At 73.7% G+C, this 23,109-nt stretch carries 23 protein-coding genes and 1 CRISPR repeat array; of the genes, 17 read left to right on the plus strand and 6 right to left on the minus strand.

Annotated elements, in window-relative coordinates:
- Positions 1 to 9 precede the first annotated feature (9 nt).
- Entirely contained in the window at positions 10 to 444 is a 435-nt protein-coding gene (locus ACIQVZ_RS11940; protein WP_350879147.1) for a helix-turn-helix domain-containing protein, read from the minus strand.
- A 236-nt stretch (positions 445 to 680) separates the two neighbouring features.
- Between ACIQVZ_RS11940 and ACIQVZ_RS11945 the strand changes: the two genes are divergently transcribed.
- The 3 genes from ACIQVZ_RS11945 to ACIQVZ_RS11955 all read left to right on the plus strand — a co-directional run bounded on the left by ACIQVZ_RS11945 (position 681) and on the right by ACIQVZ_RS11955 (position 2,357).
- A complete protein-coding gene (locus ACIQVZ_RS11945) occupies positions 681 to 986 on the plus strand; it encodes an SAV_915 family protein (RefSeq protein ID WP_402449123.1) in 306 nt (101 codons plus the stop codon).
- Positions 983 to 1,309 (plus strand): hypothetical protein, encoded by a 327-nt coding sequence (locus ACIQVZ_RS11950; protein WP_063350300.1) that lies wholly within the window; start codon positions 983 to 985, stop codon positions 1,307 to 1,309. The genes ACIQVZ_RS11945 and ACIQVZ_RS11950 overlap by 4 nt, the downstream gene beginning before the upstream one ends.
- Before the next feature lie 124 nt (positions 1,310 to 1,433).
- Positions 1,434 to 2,357 (plus strand): serine/threonine dehydratase, encoded by a 924-nt coding sequence (locus tag ACIQVZ_RS11955; protein ID WP_350879145.1) that lies wholly within the window; start codon positions 1,434 to 1,436, stop codon positions 2,355 to 2,357.
- 103 nt (positions 2,358 to 2,460) lie between these two features.
- Here the strand turns inward: ACIQVZ_RS11955 and ACIQVZ_RS11960 are convergent, their stop codons facing one another.
- Positions 2,461 to 4,086: an FAD-dependent oxidoreductase gene (locus ACIQVZ_RS11960; RefSeq protein WP_402449126.1), complete on the minus strand. Its 1,626-nt coding sequence runs from the start codon at positions 4,084 to 4,086 to the stop codon at positions 2,461 to 2,463.
- A 302-nt stretch (positions 4,087 to 4,388) separates the two neighbouring features.
- Between ACIQVZ_RS11960 and ACIQVZ_RS11965 the strand changes: the two genes are divergently transcribed.
- The 9 genes from ACIQVZ_RS11965 to ACIQVZ_RS12005 all read left to right on the plus strand — a co-directional run bounded on the left by ACIQVZ_RS11965 (position 4,389) and on the right by ACIQVZ_RS12005 (position 11,533).
- A complete protein-coding gene (locus tag ACIQVZ_RS11965) occupies positions 4,389 to 5,555 on the plus strand; it encodes a SchA/CurD-like domain-containing protein (protein WP_402449128.1) in 1,167 nt (388 codons plus the stop codon).
- A 32-nt stretch (positions 5,556 to 5,587) separates the two neighbouring features.
- A complete protein-coding gene (locus ACIQVZ_RS11970; RefSeq protein ID WP_350879141.1) occupies positions 5,588 to 6,013 on the plus strand; it encodes a cupin domain-containing protein in 426 nt (141 codons plus the stop codon).
- Entirely contained in the window at positions 6,010 to 7,266 is a 1,257-nt protein-coding gene (locus ACIQVZ_RS11975) for a beta-ketoacyl-[acyl-carrier-protein] synthase family protein (RefSeq protein WP_350879139.1), read from the plus strand. The genes ACIQVZ_RS11970 and ACIQVZ_RS11975 overlap by 4 nt, the downstream gene beginning before the upstream one ends.
- A gap of 5 nt (positions 7,267 to 7,271) precedes the next feature.
- Complete coding sequence (locus ACIQVZ_RS11980; protein ID WP_350879138.1) at positions 7,272 to 8,513, plus strand: beta-ketoacyl synthase N-terminal-like domain-containing protein; 1,242 nt, start codon at positions 7,272 to 7,274, stop codon at positions 8,511 to 8,513.
- A 34-nt stretch (positions 8,514 to 8,547) separates the two neighbouring features.
- Entirely contained in the window at positions 8,548 to 8,811 is a 264-nt protein-coding gene (locus ACIQVZ_RS11985) for an acyl carrier protein (RefSeq protein WP_350879137.1), read from the plus strand.
- Position 8,812: 1 nt separating this feature from the next.
- Positions 8,813 to 9,268, plus strand: a complete 456-nt coding sequence (locus ACIQVZ_RS11990) for an SRPBCC family protein (RefSeq protein ID WP_063350292.1) — start codon at positions 8,813 to 8,815, stop codon at positions 9,266 to 9,268.
- Between the two features lie 5 nt (positions 9,269 to 9,273).
- Positions 9,274 to 9,594, plus strand: a complete 321-nt coding sequence (locus tag ACIQVZ_RS11995) for a TcmI family type II polyketide cyclase (RefSeq protein WP_350879205.1) — start codon at positions 9,274 to 9,276, stop codon at positions 9,592 to 9,594.
- Positions 9,595 to 10,054: 460 nt separating this feature from the next.
- A complete protein-coding gene (locus tag ACIQVZ_RS12000) occupies positions 10,055 to 10,666 on the plus strand; it encodes a hypothetical protein (protein ID WP_402449132.1) in 612 nt (203 codons plus the stop codon).
- A gap of 168 nt (positions 10,667 to 10,834) precedes the next feature.
- Positions 10,835 to 11,533 carry a class F sortase gene (locus ACIQVZ_RS12005; protein WP_350879135.1) on the plus strand — a complete coding sequence of 233 codons (699 nt, stop codon included), beginning with the start codon at positions 10,835 to 10,837 and terminating at the stop codon, positions 11,531 to 11,533.
- A 69-nt stretch (positions 11,534 to 11,602) separates the two neighbouring features.
- On the opposite strand, the gene ACIQVZ_RS12010 is transcribed toward ACIQVZ_RS12005, so the two are convergent.
- Together ACIQVZ_RS12010 and ACIQVZ_RS12015 are read right to left on the minus strand one after the other, a co-directional pair.
- Complete coding sequence (locus ACIQVZ_RS12010; protein ID WP_350879134.1) at positions 11,603 to 12,634, minus strand: methyltransferase; 1,032 nt, start codon at positions 12,632 to 12,634, stop codon at positions 11,603 to 11,605.
- A 98-nt stretch (positions 12,635 to 12,732) separates the two neighbouring features.
- Complete coding sequence (locus ACIQVZ_RS12015) at positions 12,733 to 13,806, minus strand: right-handed parallel beta-helix repeat-containing protein (RefSeq protein WP_350879133.1); 1,074 nt, start codon at positions 13,804 to 13,806, stop codon at positions 12,733 to 12,735.
- Between the two features lie 337 nt (positions 13,807 to 14,143).
- Here ACIQVZ_RS12015 and ACIQVZ_RS12020 point away from each other — a divergent pair, with 337 nt between their 5' ends.
- Positions 14,144 to 15,094 (plus strand): deoxyribonuclease IV, encoded by a 951-nt coding sequence (locus ACIQVZ_RS12020; RefSeq protein WP_402449135.1) that lies wholly within the window; start codon positions 14,144 to 14,146, stop codon positions 15,092 to 15,094.
- Between the two features lie 70 nt (positions 15,095 to 15,164).
- Here ACIQVZ_RS12020 and ACIQVZ_RS12025 read toward each other — a convergent pair whose 3' ends face one another.
- Complete coding sequence (locus ACIQVZ_RS12025) at positions 15,165 to 15,389, minus strand: hypothetical protein (protein ID WP_350879131.1); 225 nt, start codon at positions 15,387 to 15,389, stop codon at positions 15,165 to 15,167.
- Between the two features lie 400 nt (positions 15,390 to 15,789).
- On the opposite strand from ACIQVZ_RS12025, the gene ACIQVZ_RS12030 reads away from it, so the two are divergent.
- Positions 15,790 to 17,172 carry an amino acid permease gene (locus tag ACIQVZ_RS12030; protein ID WP_402449459.1) on the plus strand — a complete coding sequence of 461 codons (1,383 nt, stop codon included), beginning with the start codon at positions 15,790 to 15,792 and terminating at the stop codon, positions 17,170 to 17,172.
- A 240-nt stretch (positions 17,173 to 17,412) separates the two neighbouring features.
- Positions 17,413 to 17,832, plus strand: a complete 420-nt coding sequence (locus tag ACIQVZ_RS12035; RefSeq protein ID WP_350879129.1) for a hypothetical protein — start codon at positions 17,413 to 17,415, stop codon at positions 17,830 to 17,832.
- 66 nt (positions 17,833 to 17,898) lie between these two features.
- Here ACIQVZ_RS12035 and ACIQVZ_RS12040 read toward each other — a convergent pair whose 3' ends face one another.
- On the minus strand, positions 17,899 to 19,734 hold the full coding sequence (locus tag ACIQVZ_RS12040) for an ABC transporter ATP-binding protein (RefSeq protein ID WP_402449138.1): 1,836 nt from the start codon (positions 19,732 to 19,734) through the stop codon (positions 17,899 to 17,901).
- 1,488 nt (positions 19,735 to 21,222) lie between these two features.
- On the opposite strand from ACIQVZ_RS12040, the gene ACIQVZ_RS12045 reads away from it, so the two are divergent.
- Positions 21,223 to 21,603 carry a hypothetical protein gene (locus ACIQVZ_RS12045; protein WP_402449140.1) on the plus strand — a complete coding sequence of 127 codons (381 nt, stop codon included), beginning with the start codon at positions 21,223 to 21,225 and terminating at the stop codon, positions 21,601 to 21,603.
- 636 nt (positions 21,604 to 22,239) lie between these two features.
- A CRISPR array of direct repeats spans positions 22,240 to 22,634; the repeat unit is 28 nt; unit sequence GTCGGCCCCGCGCTCGCGGGGGTTGCTC.
- Between the two features lie 248 nt (positions 22,635 to 22,882).
- The gene (locus ACIQVZ_RS12050; RefSeq protein ID WP_063350276.1) at positions 22,883 to 23,071 is read left to right on the plus strand and encodes a DUF1508 domain-containing protein; all 189 of its coding nucleotides are present in this window, start codon (positions 22,883 to 22,885) and stop codon (positions 23,069 to 23,071) included.
- Positions 23,072 to 23,109 lie beyond the last annotated feature (38 nt).

Raw genomic sequence — 23,109 nt, forward strand, 5'->3', positions numbered from 1 at the left:
CGGCCGGCGTCAGTGCATGGACGAGGTCATCGTGTGGACGATGCCGAGCAGCGCGGCGGTGTCGGCCGGATCGCCGAGGACGACGAGCCGCAGGGTCTCCCGCTCCTCGTCGTGGACGGCCTCGACGTGCAGCGGCCGGCCGCCCTCGCGCGGGCCGGCGATCGCGGCCAGCACGGCGTTGGAGAGCCGGTCGGCGGCGGCCCGGTCGACGTTCTCGATCCGGACGACGGCGGACACCTCGGCCCGCCGCGAGCCGGCGCCGGACGCGGGCACGGGCGGGGCGGCCGGGGCGCCGGTGAAGGCCTCCAGGTCCGCACGGGCGATCCGGTACTGCTTGCCGATCCTGGCCGCGGCGAGCCGGCCGTCGCGGATGTACCCGCGGACGGTGCGCACGTGCAGGCCGAGCAGTTCGGCCACCTGTTCCACCGAGTAGTACTGCGCCACCTGCGACCATCCTCTCGAACGCCCCCATCCGCAGGAAACATACCATCCGATAGGGATGTTTACGTAATGATAGGGAGTGGTTTAGTCCACTCGGGTGAACCGAACGTCAGGGGTGCGTCAACGCACACCCCCATTCGGTCAACGCCGCGTCAGGACCGGCGACGCCCGCCGGAACCCGGCCTAGCGTCGAAGCAGCAGTTCCGGCAGGCACCACCACCCCACCCGGGAGCACTCGCATGGCCCGCCTCGTCTGGCACGTTCCGGTCACCGTCTCCGGTACCGGCCCCACCACCGCCCTCCGCCTCTTCCGCCTGCGCGACGGCCGCCGCTGCGCCGTCGGCTTCTCCAGCCCCGAGTCGCTCGCCGCCCTCTTCGGGCCGGACCAGGCCTTCACCGAACTCGGTGAACCCGCCCTGCGCGCGCTCACCGCCCCGCTCGGCGTCGACACCCTCGTCCTCGACCCGCGCCTGGTCGCCCCGCCCGTCACCGCACCCGCCGCCCCGCTCACCCCCGCCCCGACCGCACAGCTCCAGCACCGGTGACCGCCCTCCAGCTGGTCCCCGAGGACCCGGACCCCGAACCGGAACCACCCGAGCCGGCCCGGGCGCTGCACGCGCTCGCCCGGGTCAGCTACGGGCCGGTCCCGCTCGACTTCGACCGGCTGGCGGCCGAGCACCCGGCCGTCCAGGGCGGACTCTCCCTCGCCGGCGACGCCGACCTGGAGCTCCGCCTGGCCTGCACCGGCCCCGAGGAACTTCGGGCGGTCGCCGCCGCCCTCCAGCGCGCCGGGGCCGCCAGGATCCGGATCGATCTCGTGCTGCGCGCCCTCACCCCCAGACCGGTCACCCTCCGCCCGGTGCCGTAGGACCACCGTCGGGCGGTACCGGGCCCCGCCCCGGTACCGTCCGACCGTGATCCTTTCCTCGTCCCGCGCCCGCGACGTACCGTCGAGCCCAGAGGCGACGCACCCGGCTTGAGGAGCAGGCACGATGGACCGATTGACGTACGACGAGGTCAAGGCCGCCGGCGAGCGGATCGCCGGGAGGGTGCGGCCGGTCGCGGTCGCCCCCGGGGACGACCGCGGGCGGACCTGGCTGGCGCTGGAGTTCCTTCAGCACACCGGCAGCTTCAAGGCGCGCGGCGCGCAGAACTTCCTGCTCGCGCACGCCGAGGCGGGCACGCTGCCGGAGGCCGGGGTCACCATCGCCTCGGGCGGCAACGCGGGGCTGGCCTGCGCCTGGGCGGCGCGCGAGCTCGGCGTGCGCGCCACGGTGTTCCTGCCCGAGACGGCCTCCCCGGTGAAGCTGGCGCGGCTGCGCTCGTACGGCGCCGACGTGCGGCTGGTCGGCCGGGAGTACGCGGAGGCGCTGGCGGCCTGCGAGGAGTTCGCGGCGGGCAGCGGGGCGCTGGCCTCGCACGCCTACGACCACCCGCTGATCGCCGCCGGCGCCGGCACCGTGCTGGAGGAGATCCGCGCCCGGGTCCCCGGGCTGGACACGGTGGTGGTGTCGGTCGGCGGCGGCGGGCTGTTCGCCGGGGTGGCCGTCGCGGCCCGCGAGCACGGCGTCCGGGTGGTCGCGGTGGAGCCGGAGGGCAGCCGGGCCCTACACGCCGCCCTCGCCGCCGGCCACCCCGTCGACGTCCCGGTGTCCTCCGTGGCCCAGGACGCCCTCGGCGCCCGCCGCGCCACCGCCCTCGCCGTCCACGCCGCCCGCCACGAGGGCGTCCGGTCCGTCCTGGTCGACGACGAGGCCATCGTGCGCGCCCGCCGCCGGCTCTGGGAGGACCGCCGCATCGCCGTCGAGTACGCGGCCTCCACCGCCCTGGCGGCCCTCGACCACGCGGAGGGCGAGCGGATCGCCGTCCTCCTGTGCGGCGCCAACACCGACCCGTCCGACCTCGCCACCCCCTGACCGACGGCCGCCCGGACGGCGGCCCCGGCCGGATCGGTCGTCAAGCACGAAACCTGCCCGCCGGTTGGTCAACCGGCGGGCAGGTCCCGTTGTCGGCCGAGGGCTACAGGCTCAGCACCGCCCGCAGGGCCCCGGCGACCTCCGCCTCCGGGTCGTCCGCCGCGCCCGTCGAGCGCCAGGCGACGAAGCCGTCCGGCCGGACCAGCACGGCGCCGGCCGGGCCGATCCCGTGCAGCTCCGCGAAGTCCGCGCCCGGCTCCGGCGCCAGGTCGTCCTCGGCGCCGCCGCCGATCCGGTAGGCGTCCAGCGGGACGGCCAGCCGGTCGGCCGCCCGCCGCGCCCCGGCCTGCCAGGCCGCGCCCTCGGGGCCGGTGAGCAGCACCATCGCCTGCTCGTACAGGTCCAGCGTGGACAGCCGCACGCCCGCCCGCAGCAGCCACTGGTGCGGGGCCCGGCTGCCCGGCTCCCCGGCCGACTCGAACTTCTCGGGGACGACCGCGCCCGCCGGGTCCGTCCCGACCACCGCGCCCACCGGGTAGCGGTAGCCGAGCGCCACCCCGAGCACCCCGGTCTGCCGCCCGGCACCCGGCACCACCGCGTACCCGGGGTGGCTGTGCTCGGCCGAGCGGGCCGAGGCGCGCTCACCGGTCACCTGCGCGACCGGGCGGCGCTCCTGCCCGTACGTCTCCAACAGCTCCGGCCCGGCCCACCCGCAGAGCACCGCGGCGAGCTTCCAGGCCAGGTTGTGCGCGTCCTGGATGCCGGTGTTGGAGCCGAACGCGCCGGTCGGAGACATCTCGTGCGCGGAGTCCCCGGCGAGGAAGACCCGCCCGGCGCCGTACCGTTCGGCCACCCGCTCCGCGGCGTGCCAGGGCGCCCGGCCGGTCACCTCGACGTCGAGCTCCGGCAGGCCGACGGCGGTGCGGATGTGCCGCTCGCAGCGCTCGTCGGTGAACGCCTCCAGCGGCTCACCGTGCTCCGGGTGCCAGGGCGCGTGGAAGACCCACTCCTCCTGGTTGTCCACCGGCAGCAGCGCGCCGTCCGCCTCCGGGTTGGTCAGGTAGCAGGCGATGAAGTGCCGGTCCCCGACCACGTCGGCCAGCCGCTTGGCGCGGAAGGTGATGCTGACGTTGTGGAACAGCTCGCCCTGGCCGCTCTGGCCGATGCCCAGGCGCTCGCGGGCCGGGCTGCGCGGGCCGTCCGCGGCGATCAGGTAGTCCGAGCGCACCCGGCGCTCCTCGCCGGTCTCCCGGCTGCGCAGCACCGAGGTGACGCCCTCGGCGTCCTGCTCGAAGGAGACCAGCTCGGTGTTGAAGCGGACGTCGCCGCCGAGGTCACGGGTGGCGCGCAGCAGCACCGGCTCCAGGTCGTTCTGGCTGCACAGGCACCACGAGCTGGGGCTGAACCGGGCGAGCCGCCCGCCGGGGTCGATCTCCCGGAACAGCCACTCCTGCTCGGTACCGGTCAGCGAGGGCGCCTGGAGGATGCCGTGGTTCGGGGCGAGGACCGACGCCGCCTCGCGGATCGCCGGCTCGATCCCGGCCACCCGGTACAGCTCCATCGTGCGGACGTTGTTGCCTCGGCCACGCGGGTGATGCGAGGTGTCGGCGTGCTTCTCGACCAGCAGGTGCCTGACACCCAGTCGGCCGAGGAAGAGCGAGGCCGACAGCCCGACCAGCGACCCTCCCACGATCAGGACCGGCACCCGGTCGTCAACCTTCGGATTCATCAATTGCTCCACCCTGTCAGGGGATTCAGCGGATCGGCAGCCGGAATCGGGGCCGCCGCCGAGGGGGCCGCACGGCCGGGGGCCCCGCTCTTCCATCCCCCGCCCGAGGGTGCTTGTGCCGCCTCTTCGCCCGGATGGCCCGCAAATATCGCGGCACCCCGGTACGCCGCTCACGATCGACTTCAGGCCTGGCGCCGACCGACCGGGCCGATCGCCGTCGCACCGCCCTCCCAAGCCGGGAGCACCCCCCGGACGCGGCCCACCGCGGCCCGCAACGTGCGGCCCAGAGCAGAAAGTGGATCATGACAACTCTGTCCGAACCGCAGCGGAAGCAGCAGGCCGACTCCGACACCCGGCTCCGGGTGGTACTGATGCTGGAGATCCAGGACGGCGCCCAGCAGCGCTTCCTCGACGTCTACGAGCAGCTGCGCCACCAGGTGGCCTCGGTGCCCGGCCATGTCAGCGACCAGCTGTGCCAGTCGATCAACGACCCCCGCCAGTGGCTGATCACCAGCGAGTGGGAGGACCAGGACACCTTCCTGGAGTGGGTGGACAGCCCCGCCCACCGCGAGATGGTCAAGCCGATGCACGGCTGCGTCAGCGACAACTTCCGCTCGCTGCGCTACGGCATCCTGCGCGAGACCTCCGCGGCCGGCTCCACCGGCACCCGGGCCCCGCTGGAGGTCCCGCCCGGCCTGCCGCGCACCGAGCCCGCCGGGCACGTCGGCCCGCCGAAGGCCGAGCCCGGCCCGGACGGCGTGGTCCGGCACGCGCTCACCTTCACGGTCAAGCCCGGCAGCGAGCACGAGGTGGCCCGGATCCTGTCCGGCTACGCCTCGCCCCGGGCCGAGGTGGACGAGCACACCCGGCTGCACCGCACCTCGCTGTTCATGCACGGCAACCGGGTGGTCCGGGCCGTCGAGGTGGTCGGCAACCTCGGCGACGCGCTGCGCCACGTGGCGATGCAGCCGGAGGTGCGGGCCGTCGAGGAGGCGATCAACCCGTACCTGGAGGAGGCCCGCCAGCTGGGCGACCCGCAGGCCGCGCGCGCCTTCTTCGCCCGGGCCGCGCTGCCGGCGAAGCACCAGGCGATCGCCAGCTCCCCGACCTCCGCCCGGCTGCACCGGCACGCCGTGCTGTACCCCGTCCGCCCGGGCGAGGGGCAGGCCGTCGCCGAGCTGCTCGCCGACTACGACAACCTCGCCACCGCCGACCCGACCGGCCCGGTCGCGGCCGGCACCGTGTTCCACCGGGCGGACGTGGTGGTGCGCCTGGTCGACCTGCGGGTGCCGGCCGAGGCCGACCCGGCCGCCGCCCTCGGTGTGGCGGGCGACCAGGAGGCCGCGGCGCTCGGCCGACTGCTCGACCTCGGCCCGCAGGGCGACCTGCGCACCTCCACCGGGCTCGCCGCCGCCCTCGCCGCCCGCGCCATGAACCCGGTCACCGACCGCAGCTCGCAGGACAACTGAAGAACCAGCCGCATCTCTCGGAGGAAAACACCATGACCACGCAGTACCCACGGATCGTGCACGTCGACGAGGCACCGGAGAACCGTCGGCGCGGCGGCGACCTGCGCGCCATGCTCACCCCGACCACCTGCGGGGCGACCAGCGGGTTCATGGGGCTGGCGATCGTCCAGCCCGGCGAGCGGATCGGCGAGCACTACCACCCGTACTCCGAGGAGTTCGTGTTCGTGGTCAGCGGCGACCTGGAGGTGGACCTGGACGGCGAGAGCCGTCCGATCAGGCCCAACCAGGGCCTGATGATCCCGATCAACATGCGCCACCGCTTCCGCAACGTCGGCGACACCGAGGCCCGGATGGTGTTCCACCTCGGCCCGCTCGCCCCCCGCCCCGAACTCGGCCACGTGGACACCGAGGAGACCGGCGCCGCCGGGCCGCCGGAACACGCCAAGGTGGCCTCGTGACCCGGCGCGTCGCCGTCACCGGGATCGGCGTCGTCGCGCCCGGCGGGGTCGGGGTCCCGGCGTTCTGGGAGCTCCTCACCGCCGGCCGCACCGCCACCCGGGGCATCACGCTCTTCGACCCCACCGGGTTCCGTTCCCGGATCGCCGCCGAGGTCGACTTCGACCCGGCGGCCCACGGGCTGGGCCCGGCGGACGTCCAGCGGGCCGACCGGTACGTGCAGTTCGCGATGGTCGCGGCGGACGAGGCGATCGCCGACGCGGGCCTGGACCTGGCCGCCGAGGACCCGTGGCGGATCGCCGTCTCGCTCGGCACCGCCGTCGGCGGCACCACCCGACTGGAGCACGACTACGCCCTGGTCAGCGCCGGCGGCGCCCGCTGGGACGTCGACCACCAGCGGGCCGAACCACAGCTGCACCGGGCCTTCGCGCCCAGCACGCTGGCCTCCACGGTCGCCGAACGGACCGGCGCGCACGGCCCGGTGCAGACCGTCTCCACCGGCTGCACCTCCGGCCTCGACGCGATCGGCTACGGCTTCCAGGCCGTCGAGGAGGGGCGCGCCGACATCTGCATCGCCGGCGCCTCCGACTCACCGATCTCGCCGATCACCGTCGCCTGCTTCGACGCCATCAAGGCCACCAGCGAGCGCAACGACGACCCGGAGCACGCGTCCCGGCCCTTCGACGCCCACCGGGACGGCTTCGTCCTCGGCGAGGGCGGCGCCGTCCTGGTGCTGGAGGAACTGGAGCACGCCCGCCGCCGCGGCGCCCGGATCTACGGCGAGATCGGCGGCTTCGCCACCTTCGGCAACGCCTACCACATGACCGGCCTCACCCAGGAGGGGGTGGAGATGTCCCGGGCGATCGACGACGCGCTCGCCCACGCCCGGGTGGACCGCACCGACGTCGGATACGTCAACGCGCACGGTTCGGGCACCAAGCAGAACGACCGGCACGAGACCGCCGCCGTCAAGCGCTCGCTCGGCGCCCACGCCTACCGGACGCCGATGAGCTCCATCAAGTCGATGGTCGGGCACTCGCTCGGCGCGATCGGCGCCATCGAGGTGGTCGCCTGCACCCTGGCGCTGGCCCACGGCGTGGTGCCGCCGACCGCCAACTACGAGACTCCGGACCCGGAGTGCGACCTCGACTACGTGCCGCGCACCGCGCGCGAGCTGCCGCTGAGCCACATCCTCTCGGTCGGCAGCGGATTCGGCGGATTCCAGTCCGCCGTCGTGCTCAACAGAACGGGGTGAGTGTCATGACGTCACGTCAGCAGGGCCGCCGGGCGGTGGTCACCGGCCTCGGCGTGGTGGCGCCGAACGGCGTTGGGGCCGACGCCTTCTGGAAGGCCACCAGGCAGGGCGTGAGCGTCCTCGACCGGATCACCCGCGAGGGCTGCGACGGGCTGCCGCTGCGCGTCGCCGGCCAGGTGCGGGACTTCGACCCGCGGGCCGCGATCGACAGCCGGTACCTGGTGCAGACCGACCGGTTCACGCACTACGCGATGGCCGCCGCCGACCTGGCGGTGGCGGACGCCGGATTCCACCCCGACCCCGAGCATCCCTTCGCGGTCGGGGTGGTGACCGCGGCCGGCTCCGGCGGCGGCGAGTTCGGCCAGCGCGAGCTCCAGCAGCTCTGGGGCCAGGGGCCGCAGTTCGTCGGTCCGTACCAGTCCATCGCCTGGTTCTACGCCGCCAGCACCGGCCAGATCTCGATCCGCGGCGGCTACAAGGGTCCGTGCGGGGTGGTCGCCAGCGACGAGGCCGGCGGCCTGGACGCGCTCGCGCACGCGGCCCGCACGATCGAGCGCGGCACCGACGCGGTGGTGGCGGGCGCCGCCGAGGCACCGCTGGCGCCGTACTCGATGGTCTGCCAGCTCGGCTACCCGGAGGTCAGCCTCGCCGGGCAGCCCGACCGGGCCTATCTGCCGTTCACCGCGCAGGCCTGCGGCTTCGCCCCCGCCGAGGGCGGCGCGATGCTGCTGCTGGAGGACGAGCAGGCGGCCCGGCGGCGCGGCGCCGCCGTCCGGGCCCACCTGGCCGGACACGGCTCCACCTTCACCGGGGCCTCCCGCTGGGAGGAGTCCCGCGAGGGGCTGGCCGCCGCGATCCGCATCGCCCTGGACGAGGCCAGGATCGCGCCCGAGGAGATCGACGTGGTCTTCGCGGACGCGCTCGGCGTTCCGGCCGCCGACCGGGCCGAGGCGCTCGCACTGGCCGACGCGCTCGGCCCGGCGGCCGAACGCGTCCCGGTCACCGCCCCCAAGTCCGGCACCGGACGGGCCTACTGCGGCGCGCCGATGCTGGACGTGGCGGCCGCCGTCCTGGCCATGGAGGACGGCGTGCTGCCGCCCACCCCGAACGTCACCGAGGTCAGCCACGACCTCGCCCTGGTGACCGGCCGGGCCCGCCCGGCCGAACTGCGCACCGCACTGGTGCTCAGCCGCGGGCTGATGGGTTCCAACTCCGCGCTGGTGCTCCGGTGCGGAGACCGGCCCTGAGACCGCACCCGCAATTCCACCGAAGGGACACCCCGTGAGCAACACCCTCAGCTATCACGAGCTGGCCGCCCTGATCCAGGCCCGGGCCGGCGTCACCGTCGACCCGCTCCACCTGGAGCGCCCGGGCGCGCAGTTCGACGAGTTCGGCGTCGACTCGCTCGGCCTGCTCGGCGTCGTCGGCGAGCTGGAGAACCGGCACGGCCTCAAGGTCACCTCGGGCGCCGAGTCCGCCAAGACCCCGGCCGAGTTCCTGCAGCTCGTCAACACCTCCCTCCTCTCCCCGAAAGCTGGTGCCTGAGATGCCCGGACACACCGACAACGAGATCGTCATCGCCGCGCCCCTCGACCTGGTCTGGGAGATCACCAACGACCTGGAGAACTGGCCGGACCTCTTCAGCGAGTACGCCTCGGTGGAGGTGCTGGAGCGCGACGGCGACAGCGTCCGTTTCCGGCTCACCATGCACCCGGACGAGAACGGCCAGGTGTGGAGCTGGGTCTCCGAGCGCACCACCGACAAGTCCTCGCTCGCGGTGCGCGCCCGCCGGGTCGAGCCCGGCCCGTTCGAGTTCATGGACATCCGCTGGGAGTACGCGGAGGTCCCGGCCGGGACGAGGATGCGCTGGATCCAGGACTTCGCGATGAAGCCCACCGCCCCGGTCGACGACCACGGCATGGTCAACCACATCAACCGCAACTCCCGGATCCAGCTGGAGCTGATCCGCGAGAAGGTCGAGAAGCGGGCGGCGGAGCGGTGACCGGAATGCACCGCGCCCTGATCGTCGCCCGGATGAAGCCCGAGGCGGCACCGGACATCGCCGAGGTGTTCGCCACGTCCGACCAGGGCGAACTGCCGCACCTGATCGGCGTCACCGGCCGCAGCCTGTTCCAGTTCGGCGACGTCTACCTGCACCTCATCGAGGCCGAGCGCCCGCCGGGCCCGGCCGTCGCCAAGGTCATCGGCCACCCGGAGTTCCGGTCCGTCAGTGACCGGTTGACCGCCTTCGTCCAGGCCTACGACCCGGCCACCTGGCGCGAGCCGAAGGACGCCATGGCGCACGAGTTCTACCGCTGGGACCGCTGACCCCGTCCCACCCGTCCCGCTCGTCCTGGGCCCGCCCCCGGCTATCCGCCGGGGGCGGGCCCACGTGCGCGTCCGGCCCGATCGGACGCGGCGTCAGCGCCGCCCGCACGCCGGCCCGACACGGCGTCAGCGCCAGGCGCGCCGGCCCGACGCGGCGTCAGCACCGTCCGGACCCGCCCGACGCGGCGTCAGCGCCTTCGAGGCGGGCCCGACACGCCGTCAGCACGGGACCGAATCGGCCCGGACCGCCGCGAATCCTTTTCACCCGTCCCACTGGGGCACCCGGGTGAACCGGGCCGGGACTCCACTCGAATCGAGCACAGTCCGTACCCAAGCCGCCACTCTCCGGTGGCGGCGGACGTCGCGGTGGTTGACGGTGGATCAGACGCAGTTCCCACGAATTCCCTTGTCCGGCGCCGTGCCGGCGGTCGCGGGCCTGTGTATCGGAAGGATCAACCTCATGCGTTCTGCACGCACTCTGCTCGCCGGGGCGGCTGTCGCCGCCGTTCTCACCGTCGGCACCCCCATGGCCTTCGCCGACGGCTCCGCCGACCAGGCGAAGAGCTCCACCTCGCAGGACCAGTCCGACCGCGGCGACGGTCGCGGCGACGACCGGGGTGACGACCACGGGCGCGGCGACGAGCACGGCCGTGGCGACGACCGGGGCGACGAGCACGGCCGTGGCGAAGGCCGCGGCGACGAGCACGGTCGCGGCGAGGGCCGCGGCGAAGGCCGTGGCGAAGGCCGTGGCGAGGGCCGCGGCGACGAGCACGGCCGTGGTGGCGAGCACGGTCGCGGCGAAGGCCGCGGCGACGACAAGGGCGGCGAGGGCCGCGGTGGCGACAAGGGCGGCGAGGGCCGCGGCGGCGAGCACGGCCGTGGTGGCGAGCACGGTCGCAAGGGCCCGCACGGCGGCGTGCACGCCGGCGGTGGCGGCCTGGCCATGGCCGAGACCGGCACCACGCTGTCCGGTGGCGGCCTCGCCTCCGGTGCCGTCCTGCTGATCGGCGGCCTCGGGGCCGGCGCGTACGCGCTGCGCCGCAACCGCCGCAACACCGGCGCCACCATCTGACGTCCGGCATCTGACGCCGCCCCCACGCGCCTCCCCACCAGGGCGGCGCGCACGGGGGCGGCGGGTCGTTTTGGACCTTCTGGACCTTTCTGACCTTTTCGGGCCGTCAGCGGCCCGGCTGCGCATGGGAATGGAGAAAGAGGAGCGATGGGCGGTCCCGTCCCTGGAATGTCCCGACTGCTGCGCACCGGCATCGGTGCGGCGGCGGTCGGTCTGCTGCTGATGTACAACTCGGTCGACACCACGCCGCGAGCCAACTCGGCGTCCCGTATGACCCGTCCGCCGGCGATCGTCGCGCCGGCCACCCCCCGCCCGTCCGCACCGGCCACCACCCCTGCGGACGCCCCCACGGACGCCCCCGCGGAGGCCGCCGAGGACCCGGCCCCCGCGACACCGGCGCTGGGCCGCGCCAATCCGACCCGGCTGCGGATCCCGCAGATCGGCGTCGACGCCCCGTTCACCGAGCTGACGCTCGATCCGGAGGGCCAGCTCACCGCGCCGCCGCCGGACGACGACAACCTGGTCGGTTGGTACCGGGACGGCGTCTCCCCGGGCGAGCCCGGCAGCTCGGTGGTCGCCGGGCACGTGGACACCACCACGGGCCCGGCGGTGTTCCTGATGCTGAGCCAGATGCAACCGGACCAGCAGATCGAGGTGGAGCGCGCGGACGGCACGGTCGCGGTGTTCTCGGTGGACTCGGTGGAGGCCTTCCCCAAGAACGCCTTCCCGGACGACAAGGTGTACGGCCAGACGCCCGACGCCCAGCTGCGGCTGATCACCTGCGGCGGTGCGTACGACAAGGGCCAGAAGGACTACCAGGACAACGTGGTGGTCTTCGCGCACCTGGACTCCTCACACCCGGCCTGACCGGCAACGCGAACGACCGCCGCCCCCAACTCCCGGGGGGACGGCGGTCGTTCGCGTGGGGGCCGGCGCTCAGCCGCGCACGGTGGCCTCGAAGGCGTGCAGGTAGGGGTTGACCGGGTGGACGTCCGCGACGTCCAGTCCGGCGTCCTCCATCAGCCGCACCATGCTCTCCTTGGAGTGCTTGGCGCCGCCGACGTTGAGCAGCAGCATCAGGTCCATCGCGGTGGTGAAGCGCATCGACGGGCTGTCGTCGACCAGGTTCTCCACCACCACGACGCGGGCGCCGGGCCGGGCCGCGGCGACCACGTTGGCGAGGGTGCGGCGGGTGCTCTCGTCGTCCCACTCCAGGATGTTCTTGATGATGTAGAGGTCGGCGCGGACCGGGATCTCCACCCGGCAGTCACCGGGCACCAGCCGGGCGCGGGCCGAGAAGGCGCCGCCGTCCTGGAGCCGGGGTTCGGCACCGGCGACCACCTTGGGCAGGTCGAGCAGGGTGCCGTGCAGCGCCGGGTGCTTCTCCAGCAGGCTGGCCAGCACGTGCCCCTGGCCGCCACCGATGTCCGCCACCGAGTCGACGCCGGTGAGGTCCAGGTACTCGGCGAGGTCGTGGGCGGACTGCCGGCTGGAGGTGGTCATCGCCTTGTCGAAGACCTTCGCGGAGTCGCCCGCGTCGCTGTGCAGGTAGTCGAAGAACTCCTTGCCGAACAGCTCGGGGAAGACGTTGCGGCCGGAGCGGACCGCCTCGTCCAGCTTGGGCCAGGCCTCCCAGGTCCACGGCTCGGTGCACCAGAGGGAGATGTAGCGCAGCGAGTTGGGGGCGTCCTCGCGCAGCAGGCGGGACATCTCGGTGTGCTCGAAGCGGTCGTCGGAGGTCTCGGAGAAGATGCCGTAGCAGGTGAGCGCGCGCAGCAGGCGGCGCAGCGGCAGGGGCTCGGTGTCGAGGGCGGCGGCGAGATCGGTGACGCTGGTCGGGGTGTCGCCGAGCACGTCGGCGACACCGAGCCGGGCGGCCGCGCGGACGGCGGCGGCGCAGGCGGCGCCGAAGACGAGCTCGCGCAGGCGCATCGCGGCCTGGGGAGTGGGGGGCGGTGCGATCGTCATGGGAGGTCTTCCTTGTCGACGGGGGCGGGGGTGCCGGGGGCGCGTGCCGGGGGCGGGCAGTACCGGGTGCGGGTCGTACCGGGTGCGGGTGCCGCGGCTCAGCAGCGGCCGGACGGCTCGGACCGCGCGCAGCTGTTGCGGGCGAACGCGTTCTCGCCGGTGTCGCGGTCGGCGATGTCGGCCGGGCTGTTGCCGCTCAGGTGGTTGTCGGCGACGGTGTTGCGGGCGTTGGCGACGCCGACGACGCTCTTGAAGAGGACGATCCCGCCGGAGAAGTCCGAGCTGCCGACGTTGTCGTGGACCTCGTTGTCGGTGACCCGGGCGTCCTCGACCCCGGTGAGCACGATGCCCGCGCCCTGGATGGCGCCCAGCCGCGGGTTGGCCGGGCAGAACATGTTGTTGGCGACGACCTCGTTGCGGCGCACGTCGAGGTCCCCGGCCCGGGGCACGCCCTCGTCGCCGACCACGAAGACGCCGGCGCAGTTGCCGCGGAGCTCGTTGTCCTGGACGGCCAGCCCGCGCAGTCGGCGGACGGTGACGCCGACCCGGTTCTCGGTCAGCTCGTTGCCCTCCACGACGGTGCCCCCGGTGTCGGGCGCGCCGCCCTCGCGGTAGGCGTAGTTGGCGAGGAAGACGCCGGACTGGCCGTTGCGGGTCGCGCGGTTGCCGACGATCCGGGCCCGGGTGGAGATCTCCTGGCTGATGCCCTGCTGGGCGTTGTCGTGGACGTAGGTGTCGCGCACGGTCAGGCCGGTGGTGCCGCTGGCGTCGATGCCGTTCTTGCGGAAGCCGGTGACGGCGAGGGTCTCGATGGTGACGTCCGGCAGCGGGGCCGTCTCGGTGCCGTCCACGCAGAGGCCGTGTCCGGCGGTGGCGCAGGCGTTCTCGGTACCGCCTCCGGGGGTGATCACGCTGTCCGCGCCGGCGCCGCGCAGGGTGAGGCCCGGGGTGGTGATGCGGACGCTGCCGGGGTAGGTGCCGGCGAGCAGTTGGACGGTGTCGCCGGGGAGGGCGGCGTCGACGGCCTGCTGAATCGATTCGCCCGGCTGGACGACGTGCAGGCCGTCGGCGGCGTGGGCCGCGGGCACGGCGGCCAGGCCGGCGAGGACGGTGGTCAGGGCGGTGGCGGCGGCGGTGGCCGCGGCGAAGTGGTGGACCCGTCGCGTGGGCATGAGTGGTGACCTGTTCTCTCCGGCGCGCTCGCCGGGGTGCGGCCGGAGCCTGCCGGGCGGCGCGCTAGGTACGCGGTGTCTGTTGTCGCACGGTGTGCGGGGGTGGTGACGGCCGGTGGGTGCGGCCGACTCGACGCTATGGGCCGCCGAGTGGGCCCGCCACCAGGGCTGGGCTGCGGGACTGACGGGGCGTCGGCCGGTGGTGGGACGGCCCGGCGTGGCGCGTACGGCGCGGCGCGCTCCGGGCCGAGCCGCACGGCACGCCCTCGGACCGCCTCCGGCACCGTCGGCCGGGCCGCGTGCCACCGCCGGCCTGCGGCGTGACATCCTCGGGGCCATGACCACCGCACCCGCAGCGCACCTCGGCACCCTCCGCAACCCGGTCGGCGCCCACGTCCCGGTGGCCGCCCGCGGACTGGCCGGAACGGGGCTGGCGTACGCGCGCCGGGTCGGCGCCGAGACCGTGCAGGTGTTCGTGGCCAACCCGCGCGGCTGGGCCACTCCGCCGGGCAACCCCGCACAGGACGAGGAGTTCCGGGCGGCCTGCGCCGAGCAGGCGCTCCCCGCCTGGGTGCACGCCCCGTACCTGATCAACTTCGGCTCGGACAACCCGGCCACCCGCGAGCGCTCGGCCGACTCGCTGCGGCACTCGCTGCGCCGCGGCCACGCGATCGGCGCACTGGGCGTCGTCCTGCACACCGGCTCGGCGGTCGGCACGGCGCCCGGCGGCGGCTCCCGGCGGGCCGAGGCGATGGCACAGGTCCGGGCCGACGTGCGGCCGCTGCTGGACGAACTGGACGCCCTCGGCGAGGACGCGCCCTGGCTGCTGCTGGAGCCGACGGCGGGCCAGGGCAGCTCGCTCTGCTCCCGGCTGGAGGAGCTCGCCGAGTACGTCGAGGCGCTGGACGGGCACCCGAAGGTCGGCGTCTGCCTGGACACCTGCCACGCCTTCGCCGCCGGGCACGACCTGGCCGTACCGGGCGGGGTGACGGCCGCGCTGGACGCCCTGGCGTCGGCGGCCGGGCCGGGCCGGCTGCGGCTGATCCACGCCAACGACTCCGAGGACGTCGTCGGCGCGCGCAAGGACCGGCACGCCAACATCGGCGCCGGGATGATCGGCGCGGAACCGTTCCGTGAGCTGTTCGAGCACCCGGAGACGGCCGGTGTCCCGCTGCTGGTGGAGACCCCGGACCGCAAGCACGGCGGGGACGGCACCGGACACGCGATGGACATCGCCGTACTGAAGGAACTGCGCGAGCGGGCCGCCGCCCCCACCCTGCCCGCCTGACCTGCTCGGACCGCCCCGCGGACAGCGGTGAGCCCGGGGGCCCACAGCGGCCCCCGGGCTCACCGGTCGGTCAGCAGTCGCCGAAGCAGGCGTCCTCGGTGTGCTCGTGGACGTTCAGCCAGTTGGCGCGCGGGCCGAACAGGCCGACCCCGGCCGAACCCGACTCCAGGCTCTCCCCGGTCGACGAGTGCGACCCGTGCCAGGCCGCCATCGCCGGCACCGGCGCCGCGAAGGCGGCGGCGCCCGCCACGACGGCGATCACGGCGAGCTTGCGGATCTTCCCACGAAGCGACATCTGATGTCCTCTGGTTCGATTCTGGTCCTCGATCCGCCTCCCGGAACGGCCGGTGCGGCCACCGGACGGGGCGGACGGCGCCCCACCGGGGGAGCGCCGGGCCAACGTTTGCACACGAACGCGCACGCGCCGCGGCGCGCCGCAACCCGGCTGAGGCATTCGGGTGACGACATCCCTCCCCCGGGTGAACGCCCTCGGACACCCGGCCGCACACCGAACGGCCGGGCCGGAGCGGCGCAGGACGAGTGCCCGTCCGACCGGCACGGGACCGCAAGTCTTGCGGTGACATGCCAGGCCGACTGAACAAATCCCATCGATTTGGTACAGAGCGCCACCCGGTTCGAGCATGAACGGTGGCTCCACCGAGCACGAGCAGGACCACGAAAGGCGCACCGCCCTCATGCAGACCAGCCCGGCCGCACCCCGGCAGGCGACCCGACCGAGCCCGCCGGAAACCCCGGAAGCGGTCACCGCGACGCCCCGCAAGGGCGGCCGCTTCGGCCTGCCGACCGCCACCGCCCTGGTGATGGGCAACATCATCGGCGGCGGCATCTTCATGATCCCCGCCGCCGTGGCCCCCTACGGGACGGTCAGCCTGGTCTCCTTCGTCGTCCTGACCGTGGGCGCGATCGCACTCGCACTCGTCTTCGGGCAGCTCGCGCGCCGCAACCCGCGCACCGGCGGGCCCTACGTCTACGCCCGGGAGGCCTTCGGGGACTTCGCCGGGTTCCTGTCGGCCTGGTCGTACTGGATCACCACCTGGGTCAGCAACGCCGCGCTCGCGGTCGCCGCCGTCGGCTACCTCGACGTGCTGCTGCCCGTCGGCCACTCCATCGGGCTCAGCATCGCCGCCGCGATGGCCTTCCAGTGGCTGCCCGCGCTGGCGAACCTGGCCGGCACCCGCTACGTCGGCGCCGTCCAACTCGTCTCCACCGTCCTCAAGTTCATCCCGCTGCTGCTGGTCGCGGTGGGCGGCCTGGGCTTCTTCGACGCGCGCAACCTGGGCCCCTTCGACGCCACCGGGCACGGCTGGGCCGGCGGGATGACGGCGGCCGCGGCCATCCTGCTCTTCAGCTACCTGGGCGTGGAGTCCGCCGCGATGAGCGCCGGCCAGGTCCGCGATCCGGAGCGCAACGTCGGGCGGGCCAGCGTGCTCGGCACGGCCGGTGCGGCGGTGGTCTACCTGCTGGGCACGCTCGCGGTCTTCGGCACCGTCGCCCACGACCGGCTGATCCACTCCACCGCGCCGTTCTCGGACGCCGTGGACGCCATGTTCGGCGGCACCTGGGGCGGCACGGCCATCGCCGTCGCCGCGCTCGTCTCCATGACCGGCGCGCTCAACGGCTGGACGCTGCTGGCCGCCCAGGCGCCGTACGCGGCCGCCAAGGACGGGCTGTTCCCGGCCGCCTTCGCCAAGGAGCGGCGCGGCGTCCCGGTGTTCGGCGTCGTGACCAGTGTCGCGCTGGCCTCGGTGCTGACCATCCTCAACTTCGCCACCGGCGCCAAGGGCGCGTTCAACATCCTGGTGCTGGTCACCACCTTCACCGCGACCGTCCCGTACCTGCTCTCCACCGCCGCGCAGCTGTACTGGCTGGTGCGCGGCATGCCGGACAAGGTCTCCGGGGGCCGGCTCGCCCGGGACGCGGTGCTGGGCCTGGGCGCCTTCGGCTTCTCCCTGTGGCTGGTGGCCGGCGCCGGTTACGCGGCCGTCTACCAGGGCGTGCTGTTCCTGTTCGCCGGGATCCTGGTCTACGTCTGGATGGCGGCCCGCCGCCGGGACTGACGGCCCGGGCCCGGCGCGGGGCCACTGCGACCCGGGGTCACGCACAACTGACGGAACGTCACGCTCCTTGCCTGAAGCGGAGGATGTGGACATCCTTGGCCGGAGGTTTCCCTCCCGGGCGGCTCCGCGCCATCGGCCGGGCCGCCCGCGTCGGATAGACGGGAGACCGGAACCTCCGCACCCTGCACCGCCGTTCCACGCGAACCTCCGTTCCGTGAACCTTCGAGTACCGGGAGTGCCATGAAGATCCTGAGGCTGTTGACAGCCCCCGCCGCCGTCCTCGCCCTGACCGCCGGCACCGTCACCACCGCCGCGGCGGCACCGGCGCGGCCGGCCCTGGCCGACGTCGTGGCCCTCGGCCCCGCCGCCAACGGCCAGACCGTGCAGGTCCACACAGGTGACGTGGTCCAGATCGACCTGCCGCCCTACCGCGACCGCACCGTCACCTGGCTGTCCTCCGTCCCCGTGCCGACCGTGCCCTCGGTGCTGCCGCAGACCGCGGGCAGCACCGACCCCGACAACACCACGCACGCGACCTTCAGCGCGGCCACCGCCGGGACGAGCGACATCACCTGGATCTCGCGGTGCGCCTTCCCGGACCGCGGCTCGGCCTGCCCGCCGTTCGTCTACTACCTGCGGACCACCATCGTCGTCTCCTGACCGCACGCGCTCGAACGGCCGGGGTCCGCAGCCTGCGGATCCCGGCCGTTCGGGTGGGGGCGAAGCTCACCCGGGCCCGTGGCCCCGCTCACCGGGCAGCCCCGCCTCGGACGCGTTCACCGCGACGGCCTCCGGGCGCCCGGTGGCCGATTCCGCGAAGCGGGCGCGGGGCCGCGGGGCGTCCGGCGGCTGGAGGGTGAGGACGTGGTCGGCCAGCGGGAGGAAGGCCGGGTCGTGGGTGATCAGGATCGTGGTGCGGCCCGCCATCAGGCGGCGCAGCGGCGGGATCAGCTGCTGGACGGTCTTCGGGTCCAGGCCGGTGGTGGGTTCGTCCAGGACGAGGACCGGCGCGCCGCGCACGAAGGCCCGGGCGATGGCGACGCGCTGGGCCTGCCCGCCGGAGAGCTGGAAGCCCTCGTCGCCGATGACCGTGCCGTACCCCTGCGGCAGCGCGGTGATGAAGCCGTGGGCGCCCGCGCTGCGGGCGGCACGTTCGATGTCGCTCTGTGGGGCGTCGGGCCTGCCGTAGGCGATGTTGTCCCGGATGGTCGCGTGGAAGAGCTGCGCCTGCTGGGGCAGGAAGCTGATCGCCGCACGCAGCGAGGCGATGGTCAGGTCCTGGATGTCGGTGCCGTCGAGGCGGACGGTACCGGCCTGCGGGTCCAGGAAGCGGACCAGGAGCTTGGCGAGCGTGGACTTGCCGCTGCCGCTGGGGCCGATGACGGCCAGGACCTTGCCGGGGCTGACGTCGAAGCTGACGTCGGACAGCACCGGGGCGTCGTGGCTGCCGGGGTAGGCGACATGGACGCCCTCGAAGGAGACCCGGCCGCGGACCGCGTCGGCGTCCCGCGCGGCGGGGCTCTCCCGGACCGGACTGGACAGGTCGTGGATCTCCAGCAGGCGCTCGCCCGAGGCGCAGGCCGCGCCCGCGAGCGGGACGAGCCCGGCGAGCTGCTGGATCGGTTCGAACAGCTGCGCCATGAAGGCGGCGAAGGCGAGCAGACCACCCAGGCTCAGCTCGCCGCGGATCACCTGGAGCGCGCCGACGCCCACCACGACCAGCCCCGCGAGCATCTGGAGGACGTTGAGGAGGGGCTGGTAGAGGTCGGACATCCGGGCGGCGGAGAGCTCGGCGTCCAGCAGGGCCTTTCCCTCCCGGTGCACCCGCTCGACCTCGCGCTCCTCCTGGCCGCAGGTGCGGGTGACGACCACGTTGCGCAGCGTCTCCTCCAGCAGCGCGGTGACGCCGCCGGCGCGGCGCTGGACCTGCCGCTCCCGGATGCGGATGCGGCGCCCGAAGAAACCGGTGGTGAAGATGAACAGCGGCGCGACGATCAGCGCCGCCAGGGTGAGGGGCCAGCTCAGGTAGAACGCCGCGCCGGCGAACAGCACCAGGCTGACCGAGGCCACCGCGCCCTCGACCAGACCGGTCGCGACCATCTGCTCGATCGTCGCGATGTCGGCGGTCATCCGGGCCACCAGGTCGCCGCGCCAGCGGGTCTCCAGGGTGTCCGGCGGCAGGGTGTGCAGATGGGCCAGTGTGCCGGTCCGGAGCCGGAGCAGGTACCGCTCCGCGATCCAGGTACCGGTGTAGGTGCCGGCGAAGGTGAACAGTGCCGCCGCCGCGGCCGCGGCGAGCATCGTGCCGCCGAGCGGCCAGAACTCGGCGAAGTGCCGCGGCACCAGGACTTCGTCGATCAGGTCCTTGAACATCCAGACCGAGACGACCTCGCCGAAGGCGCCCAGCACGAGCAGCACCGCGCTCAGCGGCAGCCAGCGCACGTCCGGTCGGACCCACGGCCAGAACCGCCGGAACAGCTCGCGCAGCGAGATGGCGGGCGAGTCCGCCACCGGCCCCTGGTCGATGGCCCGGTCGGCTGCCCGGTCCTCCGGACCCCCCATGGGCGTGGCACCGTGCATGGAGGAACCCCACTCAGGATGAGGGGCCGGCGGTGATACCGCCGGCCCCAGGGATGGGTGTCATGCCGGACTGTTAAGCACAGCCCGGACCGCCCTTAATCTGTCACCAGAAGCCAAACCGACGACGGCGGCCGTGGCGACGGCGGCGACGGTCACGTTCACGTCCGCGACCGCGGTCCCTGCGGTTGAAGTAACTCATCACGACTCCATTTCTTCCCTTGCATTGGCACGCCGCACGTCCACGGCCGACGCCGACGGCGCGGACCCGGGGAGCACGACAGAGACTGCCGTTGCCGTGAGACAGCCCTAAGCGGCGGGCACGTCAGGGATGTGCCTGCCAGAGCCGTTCTCACATCTCCAGTATCCGCCTGACGCCCCCGCTCGCAGCTTCTGGACCGCAACCGTGACCGGCCCTCGGCATGCGAAGGGCCCCCCGACGCGAACGCCCGGCCGGCGCCCCGGCGGCCGGATCCGACCCTCCCGCCCGGCCCCCCGACGAGCCGGGTCGGGCGGGGAGCCGCCCGGCCGGCTCCGCGACTGACCCGCCGTCAAGTGCCTTTCGTCCGGCGTCCCGAAACGGCCGCCCCCGCACACCGGCCACCGCCGCCCACCGGTCCGCCGGCGGCCCCCGCGACGACGGCGTCGGCGCGATCCCCCGGCCCTCGCGCCCCCTCCCCGAAGACCCCCGCCCGGGCCGCCGACCCCGCCCGCCGACGCCTACCCGGATGGCGCAGCCGACCGCCGGAGCGGGGGTGCGCACCCCCGCCCGGTGCGACGGGAACCCCCGCGTCGAGCCCCGCGGAAAGCACCGGAACGAGGCCCCGGCACCGCCCGCGCCACGGCGGATCCGCTGCGAGAAGGCGCCCCGGAGCCGCCTTCCGGGCGACTCCGGGGCCGTACGAGGACCCGAGGCGACTGCGTTCGGGTGACGGCGCCACCAGGAGCGGCACCCCCGCCCCCCACTCCCCCGCCGGTATCGCGGCTACGGGGGCTACGGGGCAGTACTCCTCGCCGCAGGAGCCCTCGTCACGGGAGTCCTCGTCCGGGATGCCCCTTTCCCTGGGGGATGCTCCGAAGGAGACGCCGGTGTGGTGGGGGTGGTCGTCGGCTCGGGCAGCTGGGTGGGTGAGGCCGGGAGCGGGCAACTCGGCGACGGCACCGCGGCGGGCGAGGAGACCTCAGGGGTCGGGATCGGGGCCGGGTCCAGGGTCGGGGCCGGTTGTACCGGCACCGGCGCCGCCGGGTACGAGCCGCCTCCGCCCCCGTTCGTCGAGGGGCCGCTGAGATGGCCCGCCGCCTCGACCACGCCGCCGCAGGCGAGCAGCACCGCGGCCAGCACCGACAGCCCGGCGGAGGCCCGCAGCGCCCGGGGCGCCCGGGGCGCCGCGGTACGCGGTTCGGTGTCCACGCTCAGTCCACGTATTCCTGGGCGACCTGCACGTACTCGAAGCCCTTGACGTCGGTGGCGATGTGCATCCGGCCGCCAGCCCCACCTCGTCATCGATCCGCGGCATCAACGGCGGCGACGACCCGGCACAGGTCAAGGGCTCCGAGGCGGACACCAGTTGGTTCGGCCCCGACGCCGCCTGCTCCGCCTGGCTGGACGACAACGGCTCCGGCTCGCTCGCGGGCGTGCTCAACACCTCCCTGACCCAAACCTGCGTCGCCGAGCTCGCCCGCAGCGACGGCATCACGTACACCTTCCGCGCCTCCCTGGGCGCCGCGAAGACGAGCTTCGTCCCGGACATCGGCTACACGATGTGGATCTGCGTGTGGAACGCGAACAACCGATCCGGCGAGCAGTGCTCCGCCCGCTTCGGCATGAACGGCACCACCCCGGTCCGCCGGTGAAACGAGGCTGCCGCAAGAAGCACTCCCGGGCCACCACCCCCAGCCGGCGGGCGGCGCAACGGGGTTGGACTTACGGTGCGGCACGAGGGGGTCACCTGAGCGAGAGGCTGTTTCGGCGTGGCGGGGAAGTTCGAGCTGTACAAGGACTCCTGAATCGATCCTCCCGCACTCAGGGGGATGAAGATCCGCTCACAGCGTTTAACCTGCAGAAACGCTTATCGCTGTCTCTCCTCGACAGACAACCGCACTCATCGTCTTGTGCACCCGATGTGCGCCCACGGGCCAACCCGCCTGACGGCCAGTCGAAAGCATCCGGAGCCTGCTGGGCCTCGACGCGATCACCACTGAGAGCAACGAGACTCAGCTGCTCGACGGCATTCACGGTGCCGGTCACGGTGACCGGGCACGGGCGCAGATCCATCCCCGTACGTTCAGGGCCGACCACTGCCAACGACCCTCAGCCATCACCCCAACATCCACGTGCGAGTACCCTTCGAGAGCGCGGGACACGGCGATGACAACTCGCCTCAGGGCATGGAGAGATGATGTCAATACATGAGATCTCCTTCAGGCTGCCATCCGATCGAACTAAATCAACCGGAGGACTCTGAGCCCAATCGCCGCACGTCAGCAAGTGTCGGCCCCGCGCTCGCGGGGGTTGCTCCTCTAGTCACCCCGTGTCGTCTGCTGGCACGGAGTCGGCCCCGCGCTCGCGGGGGTTGCTCCCACTGAGACATACGAATTTCCCTTCTTGGTTGGTCGGCCCCGCGCTCGCGGGGGTTGCTCCACGGCGCCGACGACCAGGGTGGTCCGCTCGGAGGTCGGCCCCGCGCTCGCGGGGGTTGCTCCAGGCGGGGGCGCTTCGTTGTTACGACTTTCTCGTCGGCCCCGCGCTCGCGGGGGTTGCTCCCCGAAGCCGCCGCCGCCGGCGGCCTTGGTGGTGTCGGCCCCGCGCTCGCGGGGGTTGCTCTCAGAACAGTGTGGTGGACCTGGACAAAGGCCGGCCGGCCTCGCGCTCGCGAGGTTGTTCGGTCGCTGTCCGTGACTAAGTACCCAGGGTTGAGCACCCGCCCAACGGGCAACCGGCGGCGACCGTCACTCCCCAAAAGAAACCCGCCATGTGCACCGCCTTCCCTCACGGCCCCAGCAGCGGCCAGGCAGTACCCGGCTCCGCGACTCGAATGGATGCCACCCGACTGGGCCAACTGTCCTGCACTCCAAAGGGTTTGGCCCTACCTTTCGATCGAGGGGGTCACCTGAACGGAAGGCTGTCACCGACATGGCCGGGAAATTCGAGCTGTACAAGGACGAGAGCGGGATGCACCGCTTCCGGCTCAAGGCGAGCAACGGGACGGTCATCGTCACCGGGGACCCGCACGAGAGCAAGGACGAGTGCCTCAGGAGCATCGAGTCGCTCCGCAAGCTCGCGCCGTACGCGGAGCTCAAGGAGGCGGCCGGGTCGCACTGAGGCGGCGCGGTGCGGGCGCGGGTCGGCGATGCAAATCG

This window comes from Kitasatospora sp. NPDC098663 (genome assembly GCF_044760075.1).
Lineage (GTDB): Bacteria > Actinomycetota > Actinomycetes > Streptomycetales > Streptomycetaceae > Kitasatospora.